Origin of the sequence: Xenophilus azovorans DSM 13620 (assembly GCF_000745855.1) — a bacterium.
GTDB lineage: Bacteria > Pseudomonadota > Gammaproteobacteria > Burkholderiales > Burkholderiaceae_C > Xenophilus > Xenophilus azovorans.
In genome coordinates this window covers 221637-241823 of sequence record NZ_JQKD01000004.1, presented here as the reverse complement: position 1 = coordinate 241823, position 20187 = coordinate 221637, and the positions used below count along the sequence as shown (strand labels likewise).

At 68.5% G+C, this 20187-nt stretch carries 20 protein-coding genes; 10 read left to right on the top strand and 10 right to left on the bottom strand.

Features of this window, described 5'->3' with window-relative positions; all coding sequences use genetic code 11:
• The first annotated feature begins 43 nt into the window (after window positions 1-43).
• From Q392_RS02520 to Q392_RS02480, 10 genes are all read left to right on the top strand, one after another.
• A complete protein-coding gene (locus tag Q392_RS02520) occupies window positions 44-1588 on the top strand; it encodes a tannase/feruloyl esterase family alpha/beta hydrolase (RefSeq protein ID WP_051952760.1) in 1545 nt (514 codons plus the stop codon).
• 46 nt (window positions 1589-1634) lie between these two features.
• Window positions 1635-2090, top strand: a complete 456-nt coding sequence (locus Q392_RS34125) for a Rossmann-fold NAD(P)-binding domain-containing protein (RefSeq protein ID WP_342665577.1) — start codon at window positions 1635-1637, stop codon at window positions 2088-2090.
• 242 nt (window positions 2091-2332) lie between these two features.
• Window positions 2333-3094, top strand: a complete 762-nt coding sequence (locus Q392_RS02515; protein ID WP_038200807.1) for an enoyl-CoA hydratase/isomerase family protein — start codon at window positions 2333-2335, stop codon at window positions 3092-3094.
• A gap of 7 nt (window positions 3095-3101) precedes the next feature.
• Window positions 3102-4229 (top strand): NAD(P)H-dependent flavin oxidoreductase, encoded by a 1128-nt coding sequence (locus Q392_RS02510; protein WP_038200806.1) that lies wholly within the window; start codon window positions 3102-3104, stop codon window positions 4227-4229.
• Between the two features lie 22 nt (window positions 4230-4251).
• Window positions 4252-5403, top strand: a complete 1152-nt coding sequence (locus Q392_RS02505; protein WP_038200805.1) for a thiolase family protein — start codon at window positions 4252-4254, stop codon at window positions 5401-5403.
• A 2-nt stretch (window positions 5404-5405) separates the two neighbouring features.
• On the top strand, window positions 5406-5819 hold the full coding sequence (locus Q392_RS02500) for a Zn-ribbon domain-containing OB-fold protein (protein WP_038200804.1): 414 nt from the start codon (window positions 5406-5408) through the stop codon (window positions 5817-5819).
• Window positions 5816-6217: a MaoC family dehydratase gene (locus tag Q392_RS02495; protein ID WP_038200803.1), complete on the top strand. Its 402-nt coding sequence runs from the start codon at window positions 5816-5818 to the stop codon at window positions 6215-6217. The genes Q392_RS02500 and Q392_RS02495 overlap by 4 nt, the downstream gene beginning before the upstream one ends.
• A 22-nt stretch (window positions 6218-6239) precedes the next feature.
• Window positions 6240-6629 carry a MaoC family dehydratase gene (locus Q392_RS02490; RefSeq protein WP_239656054.1) on the top strand — a complete coding sequence of 130 codons (390 nt, stop codon included), beginning with the start codon at window positions 6240-6242 and terminating at the stop codon, window positions 6627-6629.
• Window positions 6626-7792 (top strand): thiolase domain-containing protein, encoded by a 1167-nt coding sequence (locus tag Q392_RS02485; RefSeq protein WP_038200802.1) that lies wholly within the window; start codon window positions 6626-6628, stop codon window positions 7790-7792. Before Q392_RS02490 ends, Q392_RS02485 begins: the two co-directional genes overlap by 4 nt.
• Window positions 7789-8187, top strand: coding sequence for a Zn-ribbon domain-containing OB-fold protein (locus tag Q392_RS02480; protein ID WP_038200800.1), 399 nt, complete (start codon window positions 7789-7791; stop codon window positions 8185-8187). The genes Q392_RS02485 and Q392_RS02480 overlap by 4 nt, the downstream gene beginning before the upstream one ends.
• A 36-nt stretch (window positions 8188-8223) precedes the next feature.
• Here Q392_RS02480 and Q392_RS02475 read toward each other — a convergent pair whose 3' ends face one another.
• The 10 genes from Q392_RS02475 to Q392_RS02430 all read right to left on the bottom strand — a co-directional run bounded on the left by Q392_RS02475 (window position 8224) and on the right by Q392_RS02430 (window position 20175).
• Window positions 8224-9018 (bottom strand): ABC transporter ATP-binding protein, encoded by a 795-nt coding sequence (locus Q392_RS02475; protein WP_038200799.1) that lies wholly within the window; start codon window positions 9016-9018, stop codon window positions 8224-8226.
• A gap of 28 nt (window positions 9019-9046) precedes the next feature.
• Window positions 9047-10285: an ABC transporter substrate-binding protein gene (locus tag Q392_RS02470; RefSeq protein WP_245610624.1), complete on the bottom strand. Its 1239-nt coding sequence runs from the start codon at window positions 10283-10285 to the stop codon at window positions 9047-9049.
• Between the two features lie 74 nt (window positions 10286-10359).
• Window positions 10360-11604: an ABC transporter substrate-binding protein gene (locus tag Q392_RS02465; protein WP_038200797.1), complete on the bottom strand. Its 1245-nt coding sequence runs from the start codon at window positions 11602-11604 to the stop codon at window positions 10360-10362.
• A 47-nt stretch (window positions 11605-11651) separates the two neighbouring features.
• Window positions 11652-12725, bottom strand: coding sequence for a branched-chain amino acid ABC transporter permease (locus Q392_RS02460; RefSeq protein WP_038200796.1), 1074 nt, complete (start codon window positions 12723-12725; stop codon window positions 11652-11654).
• A gap of 5 nt (window positions 12726-12730) precedes the next feature.
• A complete protein-coding gene (locus Q392_RS02455; RefSeq protein ID WP_038200795.1) occupies window positions 12731-13618 on the bottom strand; it encodes a branched-chain amino acid ABC transporter permease in 888 nt (295 codons plus the stop codon).
• Between the two features lie 2 nt (window positions 13619-13620).
• Window positions 13621-15594, bottom strand: a complete 1974-nt coding sequence (locus Q392_RS02450) for an AMP-dependent synthetase/ligase (protein ID WP_082321589.1) — start codon at window positions 15592-15594, stop codon at window positions 13621-13623.
• Window positions 15584-16375: an ABC transporter ATP-binding protein gene (locus tag Q392_RS02445; protein WP_038200794.1), complete on the bottom strand. Its 792-nt coding sequence runs from the start codon at window positions 16373-16375 to the stop codon at window positions 15584-15586. Before Q392_RS02445 ends, Q392_RS02450 begins: the two co-directional genes overlap by 11 nt.
• 419 nt (window positions 16376-16794) lie before the next feature.
• On the bottom strand, window positions 16795-17778 hold the full coding sequence (locus tag Q392_RS02440) for an NAD(P)H-dependent flavin oxidoreductase (protein WP_038200793.1): 984 nt from the start codon (window positions 17776-17778) through the stop codon (window positions 16795-16797).
• 29 nt (window positions 17779-17807) lie between these two features.
• A complete protein-coding gene (locus Q392_RS02435) occupies window positions 17808-18965 on the bottom strand; it encodes an acyl-CoA dehydrogenase family protein (RefSeq protein ID WP_038200792.1) in 1158 nt (385 codons plus the stop codon).
• Window positions 18966-19017: 52 nt separating this feature from the next.
• Window positions 19018-20175 carry an acyl-CoA dehydrogenase family protein gene (locus Q392_RS02430; protein ID WP_038200791.1) on the bottom strand — a complete coding sequence of 386 codons (1158 nt, stop codon included), beginning with the start codon at window positions 20173-20175 and terminating at the stop codon, window positions 19018-19020.
• Between the last annotated feature and the right edge of the window lie 12 nt (window positions 20176-20187).

Below are 20187 nucleotides of genomic sequence, written 5' to 3'. Positions count from 1 at the left end.
ACGCTCGTTAGGCTTCGCGCTCCTTCGGACGAGACAGAGAGCCATGCACTCCCCGCGCATCCTTCCGGTCCTTTTGCTTGGCAGCGTGCTCGCTGCATGCGGCGGCAGCGATGACGACGATGCGCCGGCCGTCACGACGATGGCCTGCGGCGACTTCGTCGGCAAGACGATCGCGGGCGCGACGGTGACGGCGGCCACCATCGTGCCGGCCGCTGCATCGGTGCCCGAGTACTGCAGCGTGGCGGCCACGCTGCCGACGAAGCTCAAATTCGAGCTGCGCATGCCCACCACCGGCTGGAACGGCAAGCTCGTCTACGGCGGCGCCGACTCGGTCAACGGTTCGGCCGGCGGCTTCGACGGCTTCATGCCGGTGCCCAACGTGAACGCGCTGAAGATGGGCTATGCCAACGTCGCGAGCGACTCCGGCCACCGCAGCACCGCGCCCTTGTCCGACATCGACGCGACCTGGGCGCTCGACGACGCCGAGGCGGTGGCGAACTACGCCAACCTGTCGGTGCCCAAGGTGGCCGCGGCGGCGCGCGAGTTCGTGCGCATGCGCTACGGCAGCGCCGTGACGAAGGCCTATTACGAAGGCTGCTCGAACGGCGGCCGCGAGGCCCTGATGGTGGCGCAGCGCAACCCGGACGTGTTCGACGGGGTGATCGCGCGCGCGCCGGCCTACAACCTCACCGGCCTGCTGACGAGCTTCCAGCGTGGCGCGCAGGCGCTCGCGGCGCCGGGCGGCATGTTCACGGCGGGCAAGGTCGCGACTCTGGCCGGCGCCGTGCGCACGGCCTGCGACGCGCTCGACGGCCGGGCCGACGGCGTGGTCGGCAACCTGACCGCCTGCAGCTTCGATCCGGCTGCGCTGCGCTGTACCGGCGCCGACAGCGATGCCTGCCTGACCGATGCGCAGGTCGCCGTCGTCCACTCCTGGACGAGCGACTTTTCGCTGGCGGGCACGTCGATCGCAGCCAAGCGATATCCGCTGACCGGCAACGAGGACGACCCCGCGACCTGGGGCCCGTGGTTCCTCGGCGGCGGCGGGATCCCGAGCGCGCAGTACCTGTTCATGGATGGGGGCGTGAAGTACTTCTTCGCCAAGGACCCGGCGCAGGACCCGCTGACGTACGACCTGTCGGCCAACGTCGGAGCAGCTGCCGCTTTCGCGGCGCTCGCCGACGCCAACGACGCCTTGCTCACCGGCTTCAAGGCGCGCGGCGGCAAGCTGATCCTCTGGCACGGCACCACCGACCCTGCGATCAGCGTGAACGGCACGACCGACTACTACAACCGCGTGGTCACCGCCGCCGGCGGCCAGGCCGCGGCCGACGGCTTCGTTCGCTACTACAAGGCGCCGGGGGTTGCGCATTGCCTGGCCGGCCCCGGTGCCGACACGGCGGACCTGCTGTCGGCGCTCGACACCTGGGCCGGCGGCGGCGCCGCTCCCGCCACTCTCACCGCGCTCAAGCTCGACCCGACGAACGGCACCACCCTGTTCTCGCGCCCGCTCTGCGTCCATCCGAAGTACCCGCGTTACAACGGCCGCGGCGACGTCAACGCGGCGGCGAGCTACACCTGCACCTGACGCGGGTCGCGCCCGGCGCGTCCGACGGAGCGAGGCGACGAGCGCCGTGGCATCCGAGGTCCTGAAAGGCCAGCGCGTGCTGGTCACGCAGTCGACGGTCTTCGTCGGCCCGGCGCGGTGCGAAGCGCTTGCGGCGCACGGCGCCCACGTCGTCGCCAGCGACGAGCGGCTCGACGACCCCGCCGCGGCCGAGCGCATCGTGCGCGACGCCGGCACGGTCGACGCGCTGCTCTCAACCTCGGCATACCGCGGCGCTGCGCGGCCAGAACCGCGCGTCGTCGTACAGGGCCGCGCGCGGCGCGCACTTGGCCTGGGCGCAGGCGGTCGGCGCGGAGGTCACGCGCCACGGCGTGCAGGTCAATGCGCTGGCGTTCAACTTCGTCGACACGCCGACCTACTTCCCGCCCGAGGTGAAGGCCAATCCGCGCTTCCAGGAGCGCCTGAAGCGCGAGGTGCCTCTCGGCCGGTCGGCGCGCGCGAGGCGGCCGAGTTCGCTGCCTAGCTGTGCAGCCCGGCCGCGGACTGTTCGTCGGCTAGGTGTTGCCGGTCAGCGGCGGCTGGGCGCCCGGTAACGCGGCCGGGCCGTCGGGCCGGGCGCCGGTTGCGGGCTTCGGACGGGCAACCCGCATTGACCGCCAACCAAACGTTTGGTAGTCTGACATGCTCAGTGCCGGCGCGGTCTGCACGGCATGTCCTTTTCCCCACGGCGGAAGGCGCCCTTCGCCGTCCACGCAGGAGCACCGTATGCGCATCGGCAGCGTCGAATTCGAGAAGAAGGGCCGCGTCGCGGTCCTGACCCTCGACGAGCCCACCAAGCTGAACGCCATCTCCGTCGGCATCCGCCAGGGTGTCACCGAAGGCCTCGCGATGGTCGAGGCCGACCCCGAGATCCGTGTCGGCATCGTCACCGGGCGCGGCGACAAGGCCTTCTGCGCCGGCGCCGACATCAGCTCCTTCCCCGAGACCCCGGAGCAGGCGCGCGACTTCATCGCCAGCGTGCTGCCGGTGCTCGAGGCGCCGGAGCGCTGCCGCAAGCCGCTGATCGCGGCGGTCAACGGCATCGCGTTCGGCGGCGGATTCGAACTCGCGATCGCCTGCGACTTCATCCTCGCCTCCGAACGCGCGAAGTTCGGCGTGCCCGAGATCCAGCTCGGCCTGCTGCCGGGTTTCGCGCTGCTGCGCCTGCACCAGATCGTCGGCCGGCCGAAGGCGAAGGAGTTAAGCATGCTCGGCGAGCCGATCCCGGCCGCCGAGGCCGTGGCGCTCGGCCTCGCGCTGCGCACGGTGGCGCCCGACAAGCTGATGGACGAGGCGATGGCCTTCGCCGAGAAGCTCGCGGCCAAGCCGCAGATGGCGCTGCAGATGGCCAAGTCGTTCTACAACAGGGGCAAAGGCGGCGACGACATGCGCTACGCCATCGACGCCTTCCCCTTCCTGTTCCAGACCGACGACGTGAAGGAAGGCGTGGCCGCGTTCCGCGCCAAGCGCAAGCCGACGTTCAAGTGAAGAGGTCATGAGCCGCACGGTGCTGCACAACGCGTTCTGCGATGGCTGGGGCATCGAGGTGCCTATCTTCCTGGCCGGCATGGGCGTGGGCGGCCGGGCCACGCCGCCGGCGCTGGTGGCCGCGGTGTCGCAGGCCGGCGGGCTCGGCGTGCTCGGCTGCTCGGGCCTGTCGCCGGAGGAGACGCGCCGGCGCATCCGCGCCGTGCGCGCGCTGACCGACAAGCCCTTCGGCGTGGACCTGCTGCTGCCGGCGCGTATTGCCGACGCGCCGCCGACGCGCACCGGGGTGCGCGACGAGATCCGCGCGCGCTTCCCCAAGCACGCCGCGTTCATGCAGGAGCTGATTCGCCGCTACGGCCTGCCCGACGTGAAGCCGGCCGACGAGACGGTGGTCAACATCGAGTACGCGAAGTCGGTGCTCGAGGTCATCTTCGACGAGCGCGTGCCGGTGTTTGCCGCCGGCCTGGGCGACCCCGACTTCCTGCTCGAGCGTGCGCGCGCTCAGGGCATGAAGCTAATCGGCCTGTCCGGTTCGGTGCGCAACGCGGTGCGGCAGCAGAAGAGCGGCGTCGACGCCATCGTGGCGCAGGGCACCGAGGCGGGCGGCCACACGGGTACCGTGGCCACGCTGCCGCTGATCCCGCAGGTGGTCGACGCCGTCAGTCCGACGCCGGTGCTCGCCGCGGGTGGCATCGCCGACGGCCGCGGCATCGTGGCCGCGCTCGCGCTCGGCGCGCAGGCGGTCTGGATCGGCACCGCCTTCCTCGTTGCCGACGAGGGCGAGTTGTTCGACGCCTGCAAGGACCAGATCGTCGCCTCCGATTCGGAGGCCTTTCGAATCAGCAAGATCTGGACGGGCAAGACGGTGCGCGCTTTCCACGGCGAGATTTCGCAGGCTTGGGCCGAGTCGGGCCTGCCGACGCTGGAAACGCCGCACCAGCGCATCCTGATGGAGGACTTCCTCGCCGCGGCGCTCGCCGCCGGGCGGCACGACCTCTTCTACAACATCGCGGGGCAGGCGGGCGGGCTCGTCAAGGGCCGCCGGCCCGCGAAGGACATCATGGCCGATCTGGTCGACGGCGCCGTCGAGCAGTTGCGCCGCCTGCAGCGCGACCTCGTCGTCAGCCTGCCCTGAACGGACCCCACCAAGGAGAACCATGGCCAGCAAAGCCATCGTCAGCGGCGTGTACGACACTCAGGTCGGCTCGCTGCCGGAAAGCACCTGCATGTCGCTGCACACCGAGGCCACCCTCGGCGCGCTCGCCGATGCGGGGTTGAAGCTGTCGGACATCGACGGCCTGCTCACCGCGTATTCTTTCGCCTCGCCGCAGCTGATGCTCGGCGGCGTGCTCGCCGAGTATCTCGGCTTCGGGCCCAAGGTCAACGCCTCGATCTGCATGGGAGGCATGACCGGCGGGCTGCTGGTGCGGCACGCCGAGTCGCTGGTGCGCTCGGGCATGTGCCGCCACGTGCTGTGCGTGACCGGCGACAACCGCCTCACCGGCATGGGCGAGAAGGTGCAGGCCGCGCTCGCCGACGTGGGACACGCGCAGTACGAGCAGCCCTACGGCATGAGCGTGCCGGCGGCTTTCGCGATGGCCGCGCAAGTCTACTTTCACGAAGGCTGGCTGAACGGCGACCACCTCGCCGCGGTGGCGGTGAACCAGCGCGCCAACGCGGCGCTGCACCCGCAGTCGCACATGAAGAAGCCGATCACGATGGACGACGTGCGCAGGTCCAAGGTGATTGCGTCGCCGCTGCGTATGCTCGACTGCTGTCCCGTCTCCGACGGCGGCGCGGCGGTGATCGTCAGTGCTTCCGAGACCGGGCGCGACAGGCCCAAGCGTTCCGTCGAGCTGCTCGCCACCGGCGAGGGCCACACGCACGAGCACATCTTCGCCGCGCCGTCGCTGGTGGACTTCGGCTGCCGCGAATCGGTGGCCGACGCGCTCGGCCACGCCGGACTGAAGCATGCCGACGTGGACTGCGCGCACATCTACGACTGCTTCACCAGCACGCTGCTCATCACGCTCGAGTCGATGGGCTTCTACGAGCGCGGCGCGGCGGGGCCGGCGGCGCTGGCCGGCGAGTTCGCGATCGGCGGCAGGTTCCCGGTCAACACCAACGGCGGCCTGCTGTCGTACGGCTCGTCCGGCGCGGCGGGCGGCATGTTCCATGTGGTCGAGGCGGTGCGCCAGCTGCGCGGCGAATGCGGGCCGCGCCAGGTGAAGGACGCCGAGGTGGCGCTTGCGCACACGCTGGGCGGCATCTTCTCGGGCCATTGCTCGATCCTGCTGGGGAGGGTCTGACCATGGCCGACGTGCAAGCCAAGCCGGTGCCGGTGCCCGACGGCATCAGCCGCACCTACTGGGAAGGCGCCAGCCTCGGCGAATTCCGCTACCAGCGCTGCGGCGCCTGCGGCAAGGCGCAGTTCTACGCGCGCAACGCCTGCGTGCACTGCCACGCCACCGACCTGGCCTGGCACAAGGCGGGCGGGGGCGGGCGCATCGCCAGCTTCTCGGTGATCCACCGCGCGCCGCTGGCCGCCTTCGCCGGCGACACGCCCTACGTGCTCGCGCTGGTGGACCTCGACGAGGGCTTGCGCTTCATGTGCAACGTGCTGCGCTGCGACCCGGCGCAGGTGCGCATCGGCATGCCGGTGCGCGTGTGCTTCGAGTCGCGCCCGGGCAGCGAACAGAAGATTCCCCAGGTGGAGCCCGCATGAGCGAAAAACCGATCTTCAACTACGCCCACTACGAGCCGGGCAAGCACTACGGCGCGCGCGACTTTGCCGTCGACGAATCGACCGTCGCCAAATGGCGTTCCGTCTACCCGAACGACGACGACCCCGGTGTGATGCCGGCCGGCATGCTGGCGATGATCGTCATCGACGCGGTGCTGACGCTCAACTCGCCGCGCCCGCCCGGCGGCGTGCACGGCGGCCAGACCTTCGACGTCTGGCGCATGCCGCGCATCGGCGAGAACATCCGCACCGACGTGTGGTGCCTCGACAAGGAGATCAAGAAGGAACGCAAGTGGGTGCGCGTGCGCAGCGAGACGCGTGCCGTGGGATCGAACGAACTGCTGTTCACCGGCGTCATGACGACGCTGGTGGCGCATTAGACGCAGCAGAGGAGGAGTGCCCGTGCAGGCGCAACTGACACCATCGACCAAGCACGTCGACTTCGACACCATCATGAAGTATGCGGCGGTGACGAACGACTACAACCCGATCCACGTCGACAAGGAATTCGCCGCCAAGAGCCCGATGGGCGGCATCATCGCCCACGGCACGATGTCGGTGGCGCTGATCTGGCAGGCCTTGAAGAACACGCTCGGCGTGCAGATGCTGAACAGGATCCACCTGGAGATCAAGTTCGTGCAGCCGGTGCGCATCGACGACGACGTGACCGGCGGCGGCGAACTGCGCGCCGGCAGCGAGCCGCCCCTGTACGACGTGTGGGTGCGCAACGCCAAGAGCCAGGACGTGATCAAGGGCACCGCCACTATCAAGCCAGCGGAAAGAACACGATGAGTCTGAAGAACTCCGCCTGCATCGCAGGCGCCTACGAACACCCAATCCGGCGCGCGGACGACAAGTCGGTCGCGCAACTGCACGGCGAGGTCGCGCGCGGCGCGCTGGCCGACGCTGGGCTGACGCTGAAGGACGTCGACGGCTACTTCTGCGCCGGCGATGCGCCCGGCCTGGGCGCGCTGTCGATGGTTGACTACCTCGGCATGAAAGTGCGCCACGTGGACACCACCGAGACCGGCGGTTCGTCGTACCTGGTGCACGTGGCGCACGCCGCCGCCGCCATCGCCGCCGGGCGCTGCAACGTCGCGCTGATCACGCTGGCCGGCCGGCCCAAGGCCGAGGGCATGGCCACCGGCACCGCGCCGCGCAACTACGGCCCCGCGCCCGACGTGCCCTTTGAGCTGCCCTATGCGCCGACCACGGTCAACATGTACGCGATGGCGGCGATGCGCCACATGCACGAGCACGGCACGACGAGCGAGCAGCTCGCGTGGATCCGCGTCGCCGCCTCGCACCACGCGCAGCACAACCCGCACGCGATGGTGCGCGACGTGGTCACGGTGAAGGACGTGGTCGGCTCGCCGATGATCGCCGACCCGCTGCACCGGCTGGACTGCTGCGTCATCAGCGACGGCGGCGGCGCGCTGGTGGTGGTGCGGCCCGAGATCGCGCGCAGCCTGGAGCGTCCGGTCGTCGACATCATCGGCACCGGCGAGTACCAGCGCGCGCAGAGCGGCGGCAAGGTCGACCTGCTGACCACCGGCGCGGCGTGGACCGGCAAGGCCGCGTTCGCCGAGGCCGGCGTGAAGCCCTCGGACATCCAGTACGCGTCGATCTACGACAGCTTCACGATCACCGTGCTGCTCACGCTGGAGGACCTGGGCTTCTGCGCCAAGGGGCAGGGCGGCCGCTTCGTCAGCGACGGCAACCTAATCTCGGGCAGCGGCAAGCTGCCCTTCAACACCGACGGCGGCGGCCTGTGCAACAACCACCCGGGTAACCGCGGCGGCATGACCAAGGTGATCGAGGCCGTTCGCCAGCTGCGCGGCGAGGCCCACCCCAAGGTGCAGGTGCCGAACTGCCGGCTTGCGCTCGCGCACGGCACAGGCGGTTCGCTCGGCACCCGGCACGGCAGTGCCACCCTGATCCTGGAGCGCGCATGAGTCTGAACATCGGCCGGCGCCAGATGCCGGCGCCCACCGTCTACCCCGACGCCAAGCCGTTCTGGGATGCTGCCGCCGAGGGCCGGCTGCTCGTCAAGCGCTGCCGCGACTGCGGCGAGCACCACCACTATCCGCGCGACGGCTGCCCGTTCTGCGGCAGCCTGAACACCGAGTGGCGACAGGCCGGCGGGCAGGGCACGATCTACAGCTTCAGCGTCATGCGCCGTGCCGAGGTGCCCTATGTCGTCGCCTACGTGACGCTCGACGAGGGCCCGTCGATGATGACCAACATCGTCGATGCCGATGCCGACGCGATTCGCATCGGCCAGCGCGTGGCGGTGCGGTTCCAACCGAGCGAGGGTGGGTCGCCGCTGCCGGTGTTCGTGCCGGTGTGACCTTCGTTGGCCGGCAAGGCTCGGACCCCGTTACATTCAAGCCAGCCAGCGCTTGCGCCGCCGGTAGTGCTTGATGTCCTTGAAGTCGCGGCCCTCGGCCCCGCCGAGGTAGGCCTCGCGGATGTCGGGGTTGTTGCGCAGCACCTCGGCCTCGTCGTGCATGACGACGCGGCCGTTCTCGATCAGGTAGCCGTGTGAGACCACATCGAGCGCGGCGATCGCGTTCTGCTCGACGAGCAGGATCGACATGCCTTCCTCGCGGTTGATGCGGCGCAGGATGTCGAAGATCTCGGCCACGATCAGCGGCGCCAGGCCGAGGCTGGGCTCGTCGAGCATCAGCAGCTTGGGCTGCGTCATCAGCGCGCGGCCGATGGCCAGCATCTGCTGCTCGCCGCCGGAGAGATAGCCGGACTTGGCGGTGCGGCGCTGCTGCAGGCGGGGGAAATAGCTGTACACGCGGTCGCGGTTGCGCTGCATCTCGGCGCGCCCGCCGCGCACCGCCGAGGCGGCGATCAGGTTCTCGTCGGGCGTCAGGTGCTCGAAGACCCGGCGGCCCTCAAGCACCTGCGCGATGCCGAGCTTGACGCGGTCTTGAGGGGCGAGCTTACCGATGTCCTGGCCCATGAACTGCACGCTGCCGCGCGTGATCTCGCCGCGCTCGGACTTGAGCAGCCCGCTGATGGACTTCAAGGTCGTGCTCTTGCCGGCGCCGTTGGCCCCCAGCAGCGCCACCATCCCGCCCTGCGGCACCTCGATCGAGACACCCTTGATGGCGAGGAAGACGTGGTCGTAGATGACCTCGATGTTGTTGAGCGTCAGCGCGTGGGTCATCGGAGGCTCGGGCGCGTAGAGGTTGCGATCACTTGTTCGCTTTGGCGAAGTCGGCCGAATTGGCCTTGATGAGCGTGTTCACCAAGCCGGTGTAGTCCGCGAACCAGGGCGTCTGCGGCACCCACTTCGTGCCGTCCCACATGTCGATGCGGGTCTTGCCGCCGCCGCCGTGGTCTTGTGGAGTCACCGTGATCGGCGCCATGAAGCCCTTGGCGTCGAAGTTCTTCAGACCGTACATGCCTTGGCGGATCTTTTCCGCCGTCAGCGGCATGCCCTGCGTCTTGATCGCCAGACGCACACCTTCGAACACCGAGGAATACACGGCCAGGCCGGTGTTGTAGTAGGAATCGGCCACCAGCTTGCGGTCGCCATTGCCCTTGCCCTTGTCGTACAGCTCTCGCAGGATGTCCTGCACCAGAGGGTGTTCGGCGCCGCCGCTCACCACGGCAGAACGCTTCAATCCCTTGGCGGCAGCGGCGCCGAAGTTGTTGATGTCGACCTCGTTGATCCAGTTGCCGGTCACCATGCGGTCGATCGGGATGCCGTTGCGCTGCATCTCGCGGAACGAGATCGGGTTCAGCGGCGAGAAGGACCACAGCACCACCCAGTCGGGCTGGAAGCGACGGATCTGCGCGAAGGCGGCGCTTTGGTCGTTGCCAGGCACCGGGAACGGGAAGGTCTGGAAGTCGTAGCCCTCCAGGCGCTTGAGCGCTTCGAAGACCGGCATCGGCTCTCTGCCGAACGGTGTATCCAGGTAGAGGAACGCGACCTTCTTGCCTTTCAGATTGCCGCCTGCCTGCTTCTTGAAGTAACTGATGATGTTGGCGGCCTGACCCCAGTACGTGGGCGCCAGTACGAAGACGTTCTTGAACACCTCGCCGTCCACCGCGTCGCCGCGCCCCACCAGCGGCTGCACGAGGATATTGCCGTCCTGCATGATGCGCGGCAGCGCGGCGCGCGACACCGGCGTGGAGAAGAAGTCGAAGACCATCACGCCCTCGCGCTTGAGGCGCTCGTAGCAGTCGATGCCGCGCTGGGGTTCGTTGCCGTGGTCCTGCACGATCACCTGGATCGGCCGCCCCTCGAGCCCGCCGCGAAGGTTGAGCAGATCGGCGTAATCCTTGGCCGCCTGCGCCACCTGCGGCACCGCGGCGACGTAGATCTTGGTGAGGTCGTAGCACAGTCCGAAGCGCACCGGATCGGCGGCCTGTGCTTCTGCGGCCGCCGAGGCGGCTGCGAACAGGGCAGCTGCGAATGTTTGAATCAAGCCGGCGCGCATGGGCGGTCTCCTCGTTGAAGGAGCGGCGCCCGGAAGCCGGGCCGCCGCTGCAGGGTTTGTGTTTACTTGCCAGCTGACTTGGCGAAGTCGCCCGAGTGCTGCTTGACGGTGCTCCAGACCAGGTCGGTGTATTCGGCGGACCAATCGCTCTGCGGGACCCATTTGGTGCCGTCCCACATCTCAATGCGCGTCTTGCCGCCACCGCCATGATCCTTGCCGGTCACGGTCAGGGCGGGTTGCAGCCCGCCGGCGTCGAAGTTGCGAATGCTCTCGAGCCCCTTGCGCATCTTCTCCGCCGTCAGCGGGGCCCGTTCGCTCTTCAGGGCCAGACGGGCACCTTCGAAGATCGTGGCATAGGTCGCCAATCCCAGCCCGTAGTAGATGTCAGACACGAGTTTCCGATCGCCATTGCCTTTGCCCTTGTCGTAGAGCTCCTGGAGGATGGCCTTGATGGTGGGGTGATCGGTGCCACTGACCACCGGCGTGGCGCGCCGGATTCCCTTGGCCGCCTCGGCGCCGATATTGGCGATGTCCACGTCGTTCAGCCAGTTCACGCTGACCACCCGGTCCAGCGGGATGCCGTTGCGCTTGGCTTCCTTGGCCGCCACCACGTGCATGGCCGAGAAGGCCCAGTGCACGATCAGGTCGGGCTGGAACCGCCGCAACTGCGACCACGCCGAAGTCTGGTCGTTGCCGGGAAGCGGGTAGGGGAACAGTTGGAGCTCGAACCCTTCCCGCTTCTGCAGTTCCTGCATGACGGGAATGGGCTCCTGGCCGAACGGGTAGTCGATGTACAGGAAGGCGATCTTCTTGCCCTTCAGATTGCCGCCGGACTGCTTCTTGAAGTGACCGACGATGTTGGCCGCCTGGCCCCAGTAGGTCGGGCCCAAGGGGAAGACCCACTTGAAGACTTCGCCGTCAACGGCGTCACCTCGGCCGACCATGGCCTGGATCATGACTTCCCCGTCCTTCATGGCGCGCGGAAGGACGGCACGCGACACCGGTGTGGACAACAGGTCAACCGTCAGTACCTGGCCTTTCACCCGCTCGTAGCACTCGATGCCGCGCTGCGGCTCGTTGCCGTGGTCCTGCACGATGATCTCGACCGGGTTGCCTTCGATGCCTCCCCGCAGATTGGTCAGCGCCGCGTAGTCTTTGGCAGCTTGGGCGAACTGGGGGGTGACGAAGGTGTAGGCCTTCGTCAGGTCGTAGCACAGCGCGAAGCGGATCGGTTCGGCGGCGAACGAAGCTTGGGCCCCCACCGCGAACGCGGCGGCGCCGATCAGCAGTTTGAGTCGTCGGATCATGGAGACACTCCTCGTCAGGGTTGAGGTTGCGGTGGGATGGAACTCGCTTAGCGGCGGGCGTAACCGAAAGGCCAGAAGATGAAGTAGTTGCGCAGGTTGCTGTAGATCTTGGCCAGGCCCAGCGGTTCAAACAGGAGAAACCCGATGATCAGCACGCCATAGAGGAACGCAGGGATGTGCGCCAGCAGCTCGATGCCGATCTTCAGGTCGGCGGCCTGGGCGGCGGCAAAGATGAGATTGGCCACGATGCCGGGCAGCAGCAGGATGAAGGCCACGCCGAAGTAGCAGCCGATCACGCTGCCCAGGCCGCCCACGATCACCATCGCCAGCACCTGGATCGACACGTTCACGGCGAACTGCTCCGGCGTGACCGCGCGGTAAAAGGTGAAGATCAGGATCGCGCCCGTGACGCCGCCGATGAACGACGACATCGCGAAGGCCACCAGCTTGTAGTAGAAGCTGTTGACGCCGATCACCGCCGCGGCAAAGTCCTTCTCGCGCACGGCCACCAGGGCGCGGCCGAGGCCGGAGCGGCGCAGGTTGAGCATGAAGATGGTGACCAGCACGCACCAGACGAGCGCCACGTAGTAGAGCCCGGCATCCGAGCTCACCTCGATCCCCAGCAGGCGCAGCGGCGGTGCCTGGATGGTGGCCTGGGTGCCGCCGCTGACCGCGGGCACCTTGTTGATCACCCAGTCCATCACGAACTGCAGCGCCAGCGTGCTCAGCGCGAGGTACAGGCCGCGCACCCGCAGTGCGGTGATCGCGAACGCGCTGCCGATGAGTGTGGACACGACACCGGCCAGCAGCAGCGCGATCTCGAACGGGATTCCCTTCAGCGTGGCATGCACCGCGGTGTAGGCGCCGATGCCCATGATGGCGGCGTAGCCGAAGTGGAACTGCCCGGCCCAGCCAAGGATCAGGTTCAGGCCCAGCGCAGCGGCCGTCCAGATGAGCCACGGCAGCATGTAGCTCTTCATGTACAGCGGGCTCAGCAGCACCGGCGCAGCGACCGCCAGCACCAGCAGCACGGCGATCTGCCAGCGGTCGAAGGGAATGGGAAACAGCTGCCGGTCGCCGCGGTAGGTGCTGTGGTGGATGCCGGCCTGACGAAAGAACATGGTGATCAGATCCTCTGGATGTCTTCGCGGCCGAACAGGCCATGGGGGCGGATCAGGATGGTCAGCACGAGCGTGGCGGCCACCACCAGCTCGCGGCTGCCGCCGCCGACGAGGCGGTCGAGGTAGCCCGAGGCGACGCCCTGGAACATGCCCAGCAGCAGGCCCGCGACGATGGTGCCGCCGATGCTGTCCAGGCCACCCAACACCGCGACGGTGATGCCCATCAGCAGCAGCAGCGACAGCGACTGGTCCACGCCCTGGATCGAGCCCCACAGCGCGCCGGCCAGCGTGGCCACCACGGCCGACATCGCCCACGACAGCGCCACGCCGCGCTCCACCGAGATGCCCACCGACCAGGAGGCGGTGTAGTCGTCGGAGATCGCGCGCAGCACGATGCCCATGCGCGTCCGGAAGAACAGCAGGAAGAAGCCGAACAGGCCGATTGCCACCGCGCCGCCGGCGACGTAGCTGCGGTTGATGAGCACCGGCCCGATGAACAGCGGATCCGACGAAATCGGCAGCGGCAGCGGACGGTTCGTGCCGCCCCAGGCGACGAGCGCCGCGGCGCGCACGAAGATGTCCAGCGCCAGCGTCATCATGAGAATCATGATCAACGGGCGGCCCGCCAGGCGGCGCAGCGCCACGCGCTCGATGCCCATGCCGATGCCGAACATGACCAGCATGCCCAAGGGCAACGCCGCCCAGATGGGCATCTTGAGCGTCTCGAACAGCGCCAGCACCACGTAGGCGCCGAGCATCGCGAGCGCACCCTGCGCCAGGTTGGGCACCGACGAGGACTTGTAGATCAGCACGATGCCCAGCGCCACCAGCGAATACATCAGCCCGGACAGCGCGCCGTTGATCGCCAGTTCGAGGAAAAAGGGCCAATCCATGTTCAGAGATCCTTCAACGCGAGTTCACGCTCGATGACGCCGGTGTCCCCGGTGTCGTAGGTGATCTGCGCCTTCATCCGCACGGATCGTGCGTCGGAATAGAGCGCCTGGATGACGGCCGCGTAGTGCTCGTCGATCACGCTGCGCCGCAGCTTTCGCGTGCGGGTGATCTCGCCATCGTCGGCATCGAACTCCTTGTGCAGGTTGACGAAGCGCCGGATGCGCAAGCCCTCCGGCTGGGCCTGGTTGACGTGCCGGATCACGCCGGCCACGAGTTCGCTTACCTCGGGCTTCTGCGACAGGTCGGCATACGAGATGTAGGGAATGCCGCGCACCTCGGCCCAGTGCCCGACGGCTTCGCTGTCGATGCAGACCATCGCACACAGGTGGTCGCGGTCCGTGCCCAGCACGGCCACGTCGCGAACGTAGGGGCTGAACTTGATGCGGTTCTCGATGTAGCCGGGGATGTAGCGCTCGCCCTTGGCCGTGTGCACGACCTCGGACACGCGGCCCAGCACCACCAGATGCCCGTCCTTTTCGACGTAGCCGGCGTCGCCGGTGTGCAGCCAGCCGTCGACCAGCGTCTTGCTCGTCGCTTCCTCGTTCTGGAAATAGCCGCTGAAGATACTGCCCGATCGCAGCAGGATTTCGCCGTCGTCGGCGATGCCGCAGTCCACGCCGGGCAACGGACGGCCCACGGTGTGCAGACGCACCTCGTCGGCCGCCTGCACGGAGTTGAAGGCGCTGCTCTCGGTCTGGCCGTAGAGCTGGCGCAGGTTGATGCCCAGCGCACGGTAGAAGAGAAAGGTGTCCTCGCCCATGGCCTCGCCGCCGGTCAGTGCCACACGCATGCGGCTCAGGCCGAGCTGGTCCTTCACCGGGCCGAACACCATCCACTCGCCCAGGCGCAGCAGCAGGCGCTGCGCGGTTGAAGGTGCCTTGCCTTCGAGCTTCAGGCGCTCGGCCGCGATGCCCAGCGCGACGAAGCGATCGAAGACCCGCTTCTTCAGCGGCGTGGAATCTTCCATGCGCACGCGGATGGTCGTCAGCATGTTGTCCCAGCTGCGCGGTGCGGCCAGGTACAGCGTGGGGGCGATCTCGCGCAGGTTGCGCAGCACCGTCTCCGATCGCTCGGGGATGTTGATGGTGAATCGAAGCGCGACGCCCGCGGCCATGGTCACCGCGAAGTCGCCGATCCAGGCCATCGGCAGGTAGGCGAGGATCTTCTCCTCGAAGCCGAAGACCTGGCCCTTGAAGGCGTTACTCACCCCGGCCAGGACGTTGCGCTGCTGCAGCACCACCCCCTTGGGCTTACCGGTCGTGCCCGATGAGTGCACGAACACCGCGGGGCCGTCGGGCCGCGAGCGCTGGATGATCTCGTCGCGCAGGGCCGGGTGCTCGCGCAGCCGCGCGGCCCCGGCGTCGCGCAGCTTCTCCCAGCCGATCAGGCCCTCGACCCGGTAGTTGTTCAGTCCGCGCGGGTCGTCGTAAACCACGTGCGAGAGGCCCGGCGCCTTCTCGCGCAGCTCAAGCACCTTGTCGACCTGCTCCTGGTCCTCGGCCAGCGCGAAATGCGCCTGCGCTTCGCTGGCGAAGTGCAGCACCTCGGCGGGCGTGGCATCCGGGTACACCGGCATCGCGTAGCCGCCGAGCGCGCCGGCGGCGAGCATGCCCATGTACAGGCGTGCCCGGTTGTCGCCCAGGACCAGCAGCGAATCGCCGGCCGTGAAGCCCAAGTGCTCGAGCCCTGCCGCCACAGCCAGCACCTCGTCGAGCACCTGGGCCCAGGTGAACTCCTGCCAGATGCCCAGCGCCTTCTCGCGCAGCGCCACCCGCGACCCGTGGGTGCGCGCGTTGAGCGCCAGCAGGCGCGCCAGCGTGGTGTTCGGGTCGAGATCCCACTGGCCGGCCGCGTCAGCGCCGGTGGGCGCCCGAGAGGCCGGGGATGCCGCCAGCGCGCGGTCTTCACGCTGCATGCTGATGGCCCTTTCCGAGATAGGCTTCGACCACGCGCGGGTTGGCCACCACCTCGCGCGGCAGCCCGGTGCCGATGACCTCGCCGTAGTTGAGCGCCATGATGCGGTCGCAGATGCCGGTGACGATGTCCATGTGGTGTTCGATCAGCAGCACCGTGATGCCGCGCTCGTCGCGCGCGTCGAGAACGAATCGCGCCATGTACTCCTTTTCCTCCTGGTTCATGCCGGCCATCGGTTCGTCGAGGATCAGGAAGGTGGGTTCGGCGACCAGCGCGCGCGCCAGCTCGACGCGCTTCTTCAGTCCGATCGACAGCGATTCCACAGGCTCGTCGCGCACGCCCTGCAGTTGGAGGAACTCGATGATCTCCTCGCACACGCGGCGGTGGGCGATTTCCTGCGGCTGCCCCAGCCACCAGTACAGCGCCGTCTTGGCCACGCTGGGCTTCAGGTGCACGTGCCGGCCGAGCAGGATGTTGTCCAGCACCGACATGCCGTTGAACAGCGCCAGGTTCTGGAAGGTGCGCGCGACCTTGCGCTTGGCCACCAGATGCGGCTTCATCGCGGTGATGTCGGCGCCTTCGAGAACGATGCGCCCCTTCTGCGGCGGGTAGAAGCCGGTGATCGCGTTCACCAGCGTGGTCTTGCCGCTGCCATTTGGGCCGACGAGGCCGAAGATCTCGCCGCGATCGATGCGCAGGTCCACGCCGGTGACAGCCACCAGGCCGCCGAAACGACGCTCGAGGCCGCTGCACTCCAGGACGGGCACGGCAGTGGCGTTCATCGGGGCGCCCAAGGTTCGGCGTTGCAGTGATTCGGTTGCATGCGGTACGGTCGGCTGCGGTTTGGGGCGGCTTCGGTGATTCGGGCGGGTCGCGCGCGGAGGCGCCGCTCAGGGTTTCGGGTATAAGACAAACTAGAACACGTTTCTAACAAGCGTTCGATGAGGCGTCAATGCGGAAAACCCACCCGAGGGTGCCCATGCGCGCCTGACCCACTGATGAGACGCGACCCTGATGCCTCTAAGAGAGCCCCCGCTGCGGCTGGTGTCGCTCGCACAGGTGGTCGGTCGATGTGGTGCACGCTTACCACAAACCAAACAAACGTTAGACGACGAGTGGGCGCCGCGCTGCCGGTCGTCGACCTTCGGCGACGTTGCGGACGTCCCGTTGCAGACGGTGGTGTGACGTGCCCGGGCGCGTATCACGGCTGTGGCTGTGGCGGCCTGGCCAGCAGGGCCGCCGTCTCGCGCTGCGCCGCGGCGTACTCGGCATCGATGCGCTCGACGAGCTCGGCCACCGGCCGCACCGCGTCGACCCCCGACACGGTGTGCCCCGCGCTCCACACGTCGACCCAGCGCCGAACGTGCGCCGAGCCCTCGGAGCCGAAGACCTGGCGCGCTTCGTCGGGTGAGGGGGTCGGCAGCGCGGCAGGGTCGAGCCCGGCGGCAGCGATGGACTGCCGCAGCATGTTGGTGTCCAGGCCGGTGAAGGCGCGCGTCAGCAACACGTCATCGAGCCGGCTGTCCACCAGCATGCGGCGGTAGGCGTCGCTCGCCAGACTCTCCGGCGTGGCGATGAAGCGGGTGCCCATCATCCCGAGATCGCAGCCGAGCACGCGCGCCGCCCACAGTGCTGCGCCGTCGTGGATGCCGCCAGCCAGCACCAGCGGCCCGTCATGGATGCCACGCACCGCGCGCACGAAGGACATGCCGTTGACCCAGCCGGTCTGGCCGCCTGCCCCCGCGCTCAGCAGCACCAGGCCGTCGACCCCGGCCGCGAGCGCCTTCTCGGCGTGGCGCAGCGAGGCCACGTCGGCGAACACGCGGCAGCCGGCGTCGTGCAGCGGCCCCACCACCGCCGCTGGCGAGCCGACGCTGACGATCACCATGGTCACACGGCGGCGCACCAGCACGCGCAGGTCGTCGGCGATGGCGTCGCGGTCGCGCCGCATGATGAGGTTGGGGCAGGGCGGGGCGGTCGGCCGTTCCACGCGGTCGCGGTCGGCAGCGATGCGTGCCAGCCACGCGTCCAGCTCCTGTGACGAACGCGCGTTGACGGTGGGGAAGGCGCCGATCACGCCGGCACAGCAGGCCGCCGACACCAGTTCCACGCCCGAGACGCGCAGCATCGGCGCGGCGATCAGCGGCAGGCGCAGGCCCTGCGCCAGCGAGGCCGGCAGTGTCATGTGCGGCCTCCGGTCAGCGCGGCGCCACGCTACAGGCCGAGCCCGCGAGCGATGATGTCGCGCTGCACTTCCATCGCGCCGCCGCCGATCTCGAACAGCTTCGCGTCCTGGAAGTGCATCGGCATGCCCGAGTCCACGGTGTAACCGTAGCCGCCCAGCAGGTGCAGCCCGGTGGTGGCGCAGTGCATGTAGCACTCGGCGCCGGCCACCTTGGCGAACGAGGCCTCGTTGTGGCAGGCGCCCGTCCTTTCGAGCACGCTGCCGCCGCGGTAGACGAGCAGCCGCGCCGCCTCCACGCGCAGCTGCATGTCGACGATCTTGTGCCGCACCGACTGCAGCTTGGACAACGGCTTGCCGAACTGCACGCGCTGCTTCAGGTAGGCGCTGACCTCGTCGATGATGGACTGCGAAGCGCCGACACCGATGGCGCCGTGGTACAGGCGCTCGTTGTCCAGCCCGCCCAGGACGCACTGCCAGCCCTTGTTGACCTGGCCGATCACCGCATCGGGCGGCAGCACCAGTTCGTCGAAGTGCGCGGCGAAGGTCGGCACCGGGCCGAGGCCCATGGTCTCGATGCGCGTCAGCTTGATGGCCGGGTTGCTGCCGGGGTCGGGGATCAGGAAGGTGGTGATGCCTTCCTGCTTGACCGCCTGCGGGTCGGTGCGCGCAGCCAGGATCAGGAAGCCGGCTGACTTCACCTGCGAGCAGTACAGCTTCTCGCCGTTGATCACCCAGTGCCCGTCGTCGCGGCGCACGGCGGTGGTGCGCAGCGACGCGGCGTCGCTGCCCGAGCCGGGCTCGGTGAGGCCGAGCGCCATGAACACCTCGCCGCGCATCACGCGCGGCAGCACCAGGTCCTTCTGCGCCTGGGTGCCGAAGCGGGCGACCAGCGGGGCCAGGATCACCGCCGCACGGCCCCAGGCGGTGGTGATGGCCGACGACGCCCGGGCGAACTGCTCGACGAAGGCCAGCATGCCCATCGGATCGGGCTTCTCCAGGCCGCTGTAGGCCTCGGGCAGCAGGAAGCCGTAGTAGCCGAGCGCGCCGAGCTTCATGAACAGCTCCTGCGGCGGCTCGACCTTGTCGCGTGCCCATTGCAGCACCTTGTGGCGCGGCATCTCCTTCTCGACGAAACGGCGCGTCGTCTCGGCGATGGCGCGCTGCTCGGGGCTCGGGTCGAAGTCCATGTCGGGGTTTCTCCAGGGGGTCGAGGGAAAGTTGGGTGTCAGTGGGAGTCGATCAGTCGCACGGCAGTCCGAGCTGCTTGGCGATCACGCGCAGCTGGATCTCGTAGGAGCCCACCGTGACCGGTGCGACGAGCGCGTCCAGCGCCATGCGCATCGCCGGCAGCTCCTCGGTGATGCCCCAGCCGCCGCCGATGTGCAGCGCGTCCTGCGTCACGCGGTAGACCGCCTGCGTGACGAACAGCTTGGCCGAGGAGACGTCGAGGATGATGTCCTTCACCGGCGCGCCGCTGTCCCAGCGCGCGGCGGCATGGTAGGTGAGGTGGCGCGAGGCCTCCACGTCGACATGGCCCTGCGCCAGCTTGAAGGCGATGCTCTGGTTGGCGCCGATCGGCTTACCGAACTGCTGGCGTACCTTGGCGTAGTCCATCGCCCAGGCCAGCGCGGTCTGCATGTGGCCGAGCCAGCGCGCGGCCACCATCACGCGCTCGCGGTTGAAGCCTTCCATGATCGCGCCGAAACCGGCCGTTAGTCGCCGCGACTCGGGCACGCGCACCTCGTTGAGCATCACGCGGTAGGTCGGCACCGGGCGGTTGGCGTAGGTGTTGATCTGCGAGGTTTCGAGCCCCGGCGTGTTGCGGTCTACGGCGAAGAAGTGCATGCCGTGGCGGCCCTTGGCCGGGTCGGTGCGTGCCAGCACGGCCATCGTGTCGCAGTCGCCGCCCAGCGTGATGAAGGACTTTATGCCGTCGAGCACCCAGTCGTCGCCGTCGCGCCGTGCGGTGGTCTTGAGATTCTGCACGTCGCTGCCCGCCTCGGGCTCGGTGACCGCCAGCGCGAGAAGGCGATCGCCGGCGATGTTCTCGCGCACCATGGCGTGATGCAGCGCGTGGCCATGCTCGGCCAGCAGCGAGCCGGCCACGCCCTGGATCAGCGCAACGATCGCGAGGTTGGGGTTGACCTTGGCCTGCTCCTCGATCGAGATCGCCTCCTCGGTGACGCCGAGGTCGGCGCCGCCCAGCGGCTCGGGGATGTGCAGGCCGATCAGGCCGGCCTTCGCCGCCGCGACGTAGAACTCGCGCGGGAACTTCGCTTCACGGTCGGCCTGCTGCCAGCGCGGTTTGATCTCGCGCTCGGCGAACTTGCGGGCCATGTCGCGGAAGGCATCGCGATTGACGCTGTTGGCAGGGGTGCGGCGTTCGGTGTTGCTCATTCGATGCGAAGA

Excerpts from the sequence above, each read along its gene's own strand:
- Q392_RS02520 (WP_051952760.1), top strand. The coding sequence starts at position 44 with ATGCACTCCCCGCGCATCCTTCCGGTCCTTTTGCTTGGCAGCGTGCTC.
- Q392_RS02515 (WP_038200807.1), top strand. The coding sequence starts at position 2,333 with ATGCGCATCGGCAGCGTCGAATTCGAGAAGAAGGGCCGCGTCGCGGTC.
- Q392_RS02510 (WP_038200806.1), top strand. The coding sequence starts at position 3,102 with ATGAGCCGCACGGTGCTGCACAACGCGTTCTGCGATGGCTGGGGCATC.
- Q392_RS02505 (WP_038200805.1), top strand. The coding sequence starts at position 4,252 with ATGGCCAGCAAAGCCATCGTCAGCGGCGTGTACGACACTCAGGTCGGC.
- Q392_RS02500 (WP_038200804.1), top strand. The coding sequence starts at position 5,406 with ATGGCCGACGTGCAAGCCAAGCCGGTGCCGGTGCCCGACGGCATCAGC.
- Q392_RS02495 (WP_038200803.1), top strand. The coding sequence starts at position 5,816 with ATGAGCGAAAAACCGATCTTCAACTACGCCCACTACGAGCCGGGCAAG.
- Q392_RS02485 (WP_038200802.1), top strand. The coding sequence starts at position 6,626 with ATGAGTCTGAAGAACTCCGCCTGCATCGCAGGCGCCTACGAACACCCA.
- Q392_RS02480 (WP_038200800.1), top strand. The coding sequence starts at position 7,789 with ATGAGTCTGAACATCGGCCGGCGCCAGATGCCGGCGCCCACCGTCTAC.
- Q392_RS02475 (WP_038200799.1), bottom strand. The coding sequence starts at position 9,018 with ATGACCCACGCGCTGACGCTCAACAACATCGAGGTCATCTACGACCAC.
- Q392_RS02465 (WP_038200797.1), bottom strand. The coding sequence starts at position 11,604 with ATGATCCGACGACTCAAACTGCTGATCGGCGCCGCCGCGTTCGCGGTG.
- Q392_RS02460 (WP_038200796.1), bottom strand. The coding sequence starts at position 12,725 with ATGTTCTTTCGTCAGGCCGGCATCCACCACAGCACCTACCGCGGCGAC.
- Q392_RS02455 (WP_038200795.1), bottom strand. The coding sequence starts at position 13,618 with ATGGATTGGCCCTTTTTCCTCGAACTGGCGATCAACGGCGCGCTGTCC.
- Q392_RS02450 (WP_082321589.1), bottom strand. The coding sequence starts at position 15,594 with ATGCAGCGTGAAGACCGCGCGCTGGCGGCATCCCCGGCCTCTCGGGCG.
- Q392_RS02445 (WP_038200794.1), bottom strand. The coding sequence starts at position 16,375 with ATGAACGCCACTGCCGTGCCCGTCCTGGAGTGCAGCGGCCTCGAGCGT.
- Q392_RS02440 (WP_038200793.1), bottom strand. The coding sequence starts at position 17,778 with ATGACACTGCCGGCCTCGCTGGCGCAGGGCCTGCGCCTGCCGCTGATC.
- Q392_RS02435 (WP_038200792.1), bottom strand. The coding sequence starts at position 18,965 with ATGGACTTCGACCCGAGCCCCGAGCAGCGCGCCATCGCCGAGACGACG.
- Q392_RS02430 (WP_038200791.1), bottom strand. The coding sequence starts at position 20,175 with ATGAGCAACACCGAACGCCGCACCCCTGCCAACAGCGTCAATCGCGAT.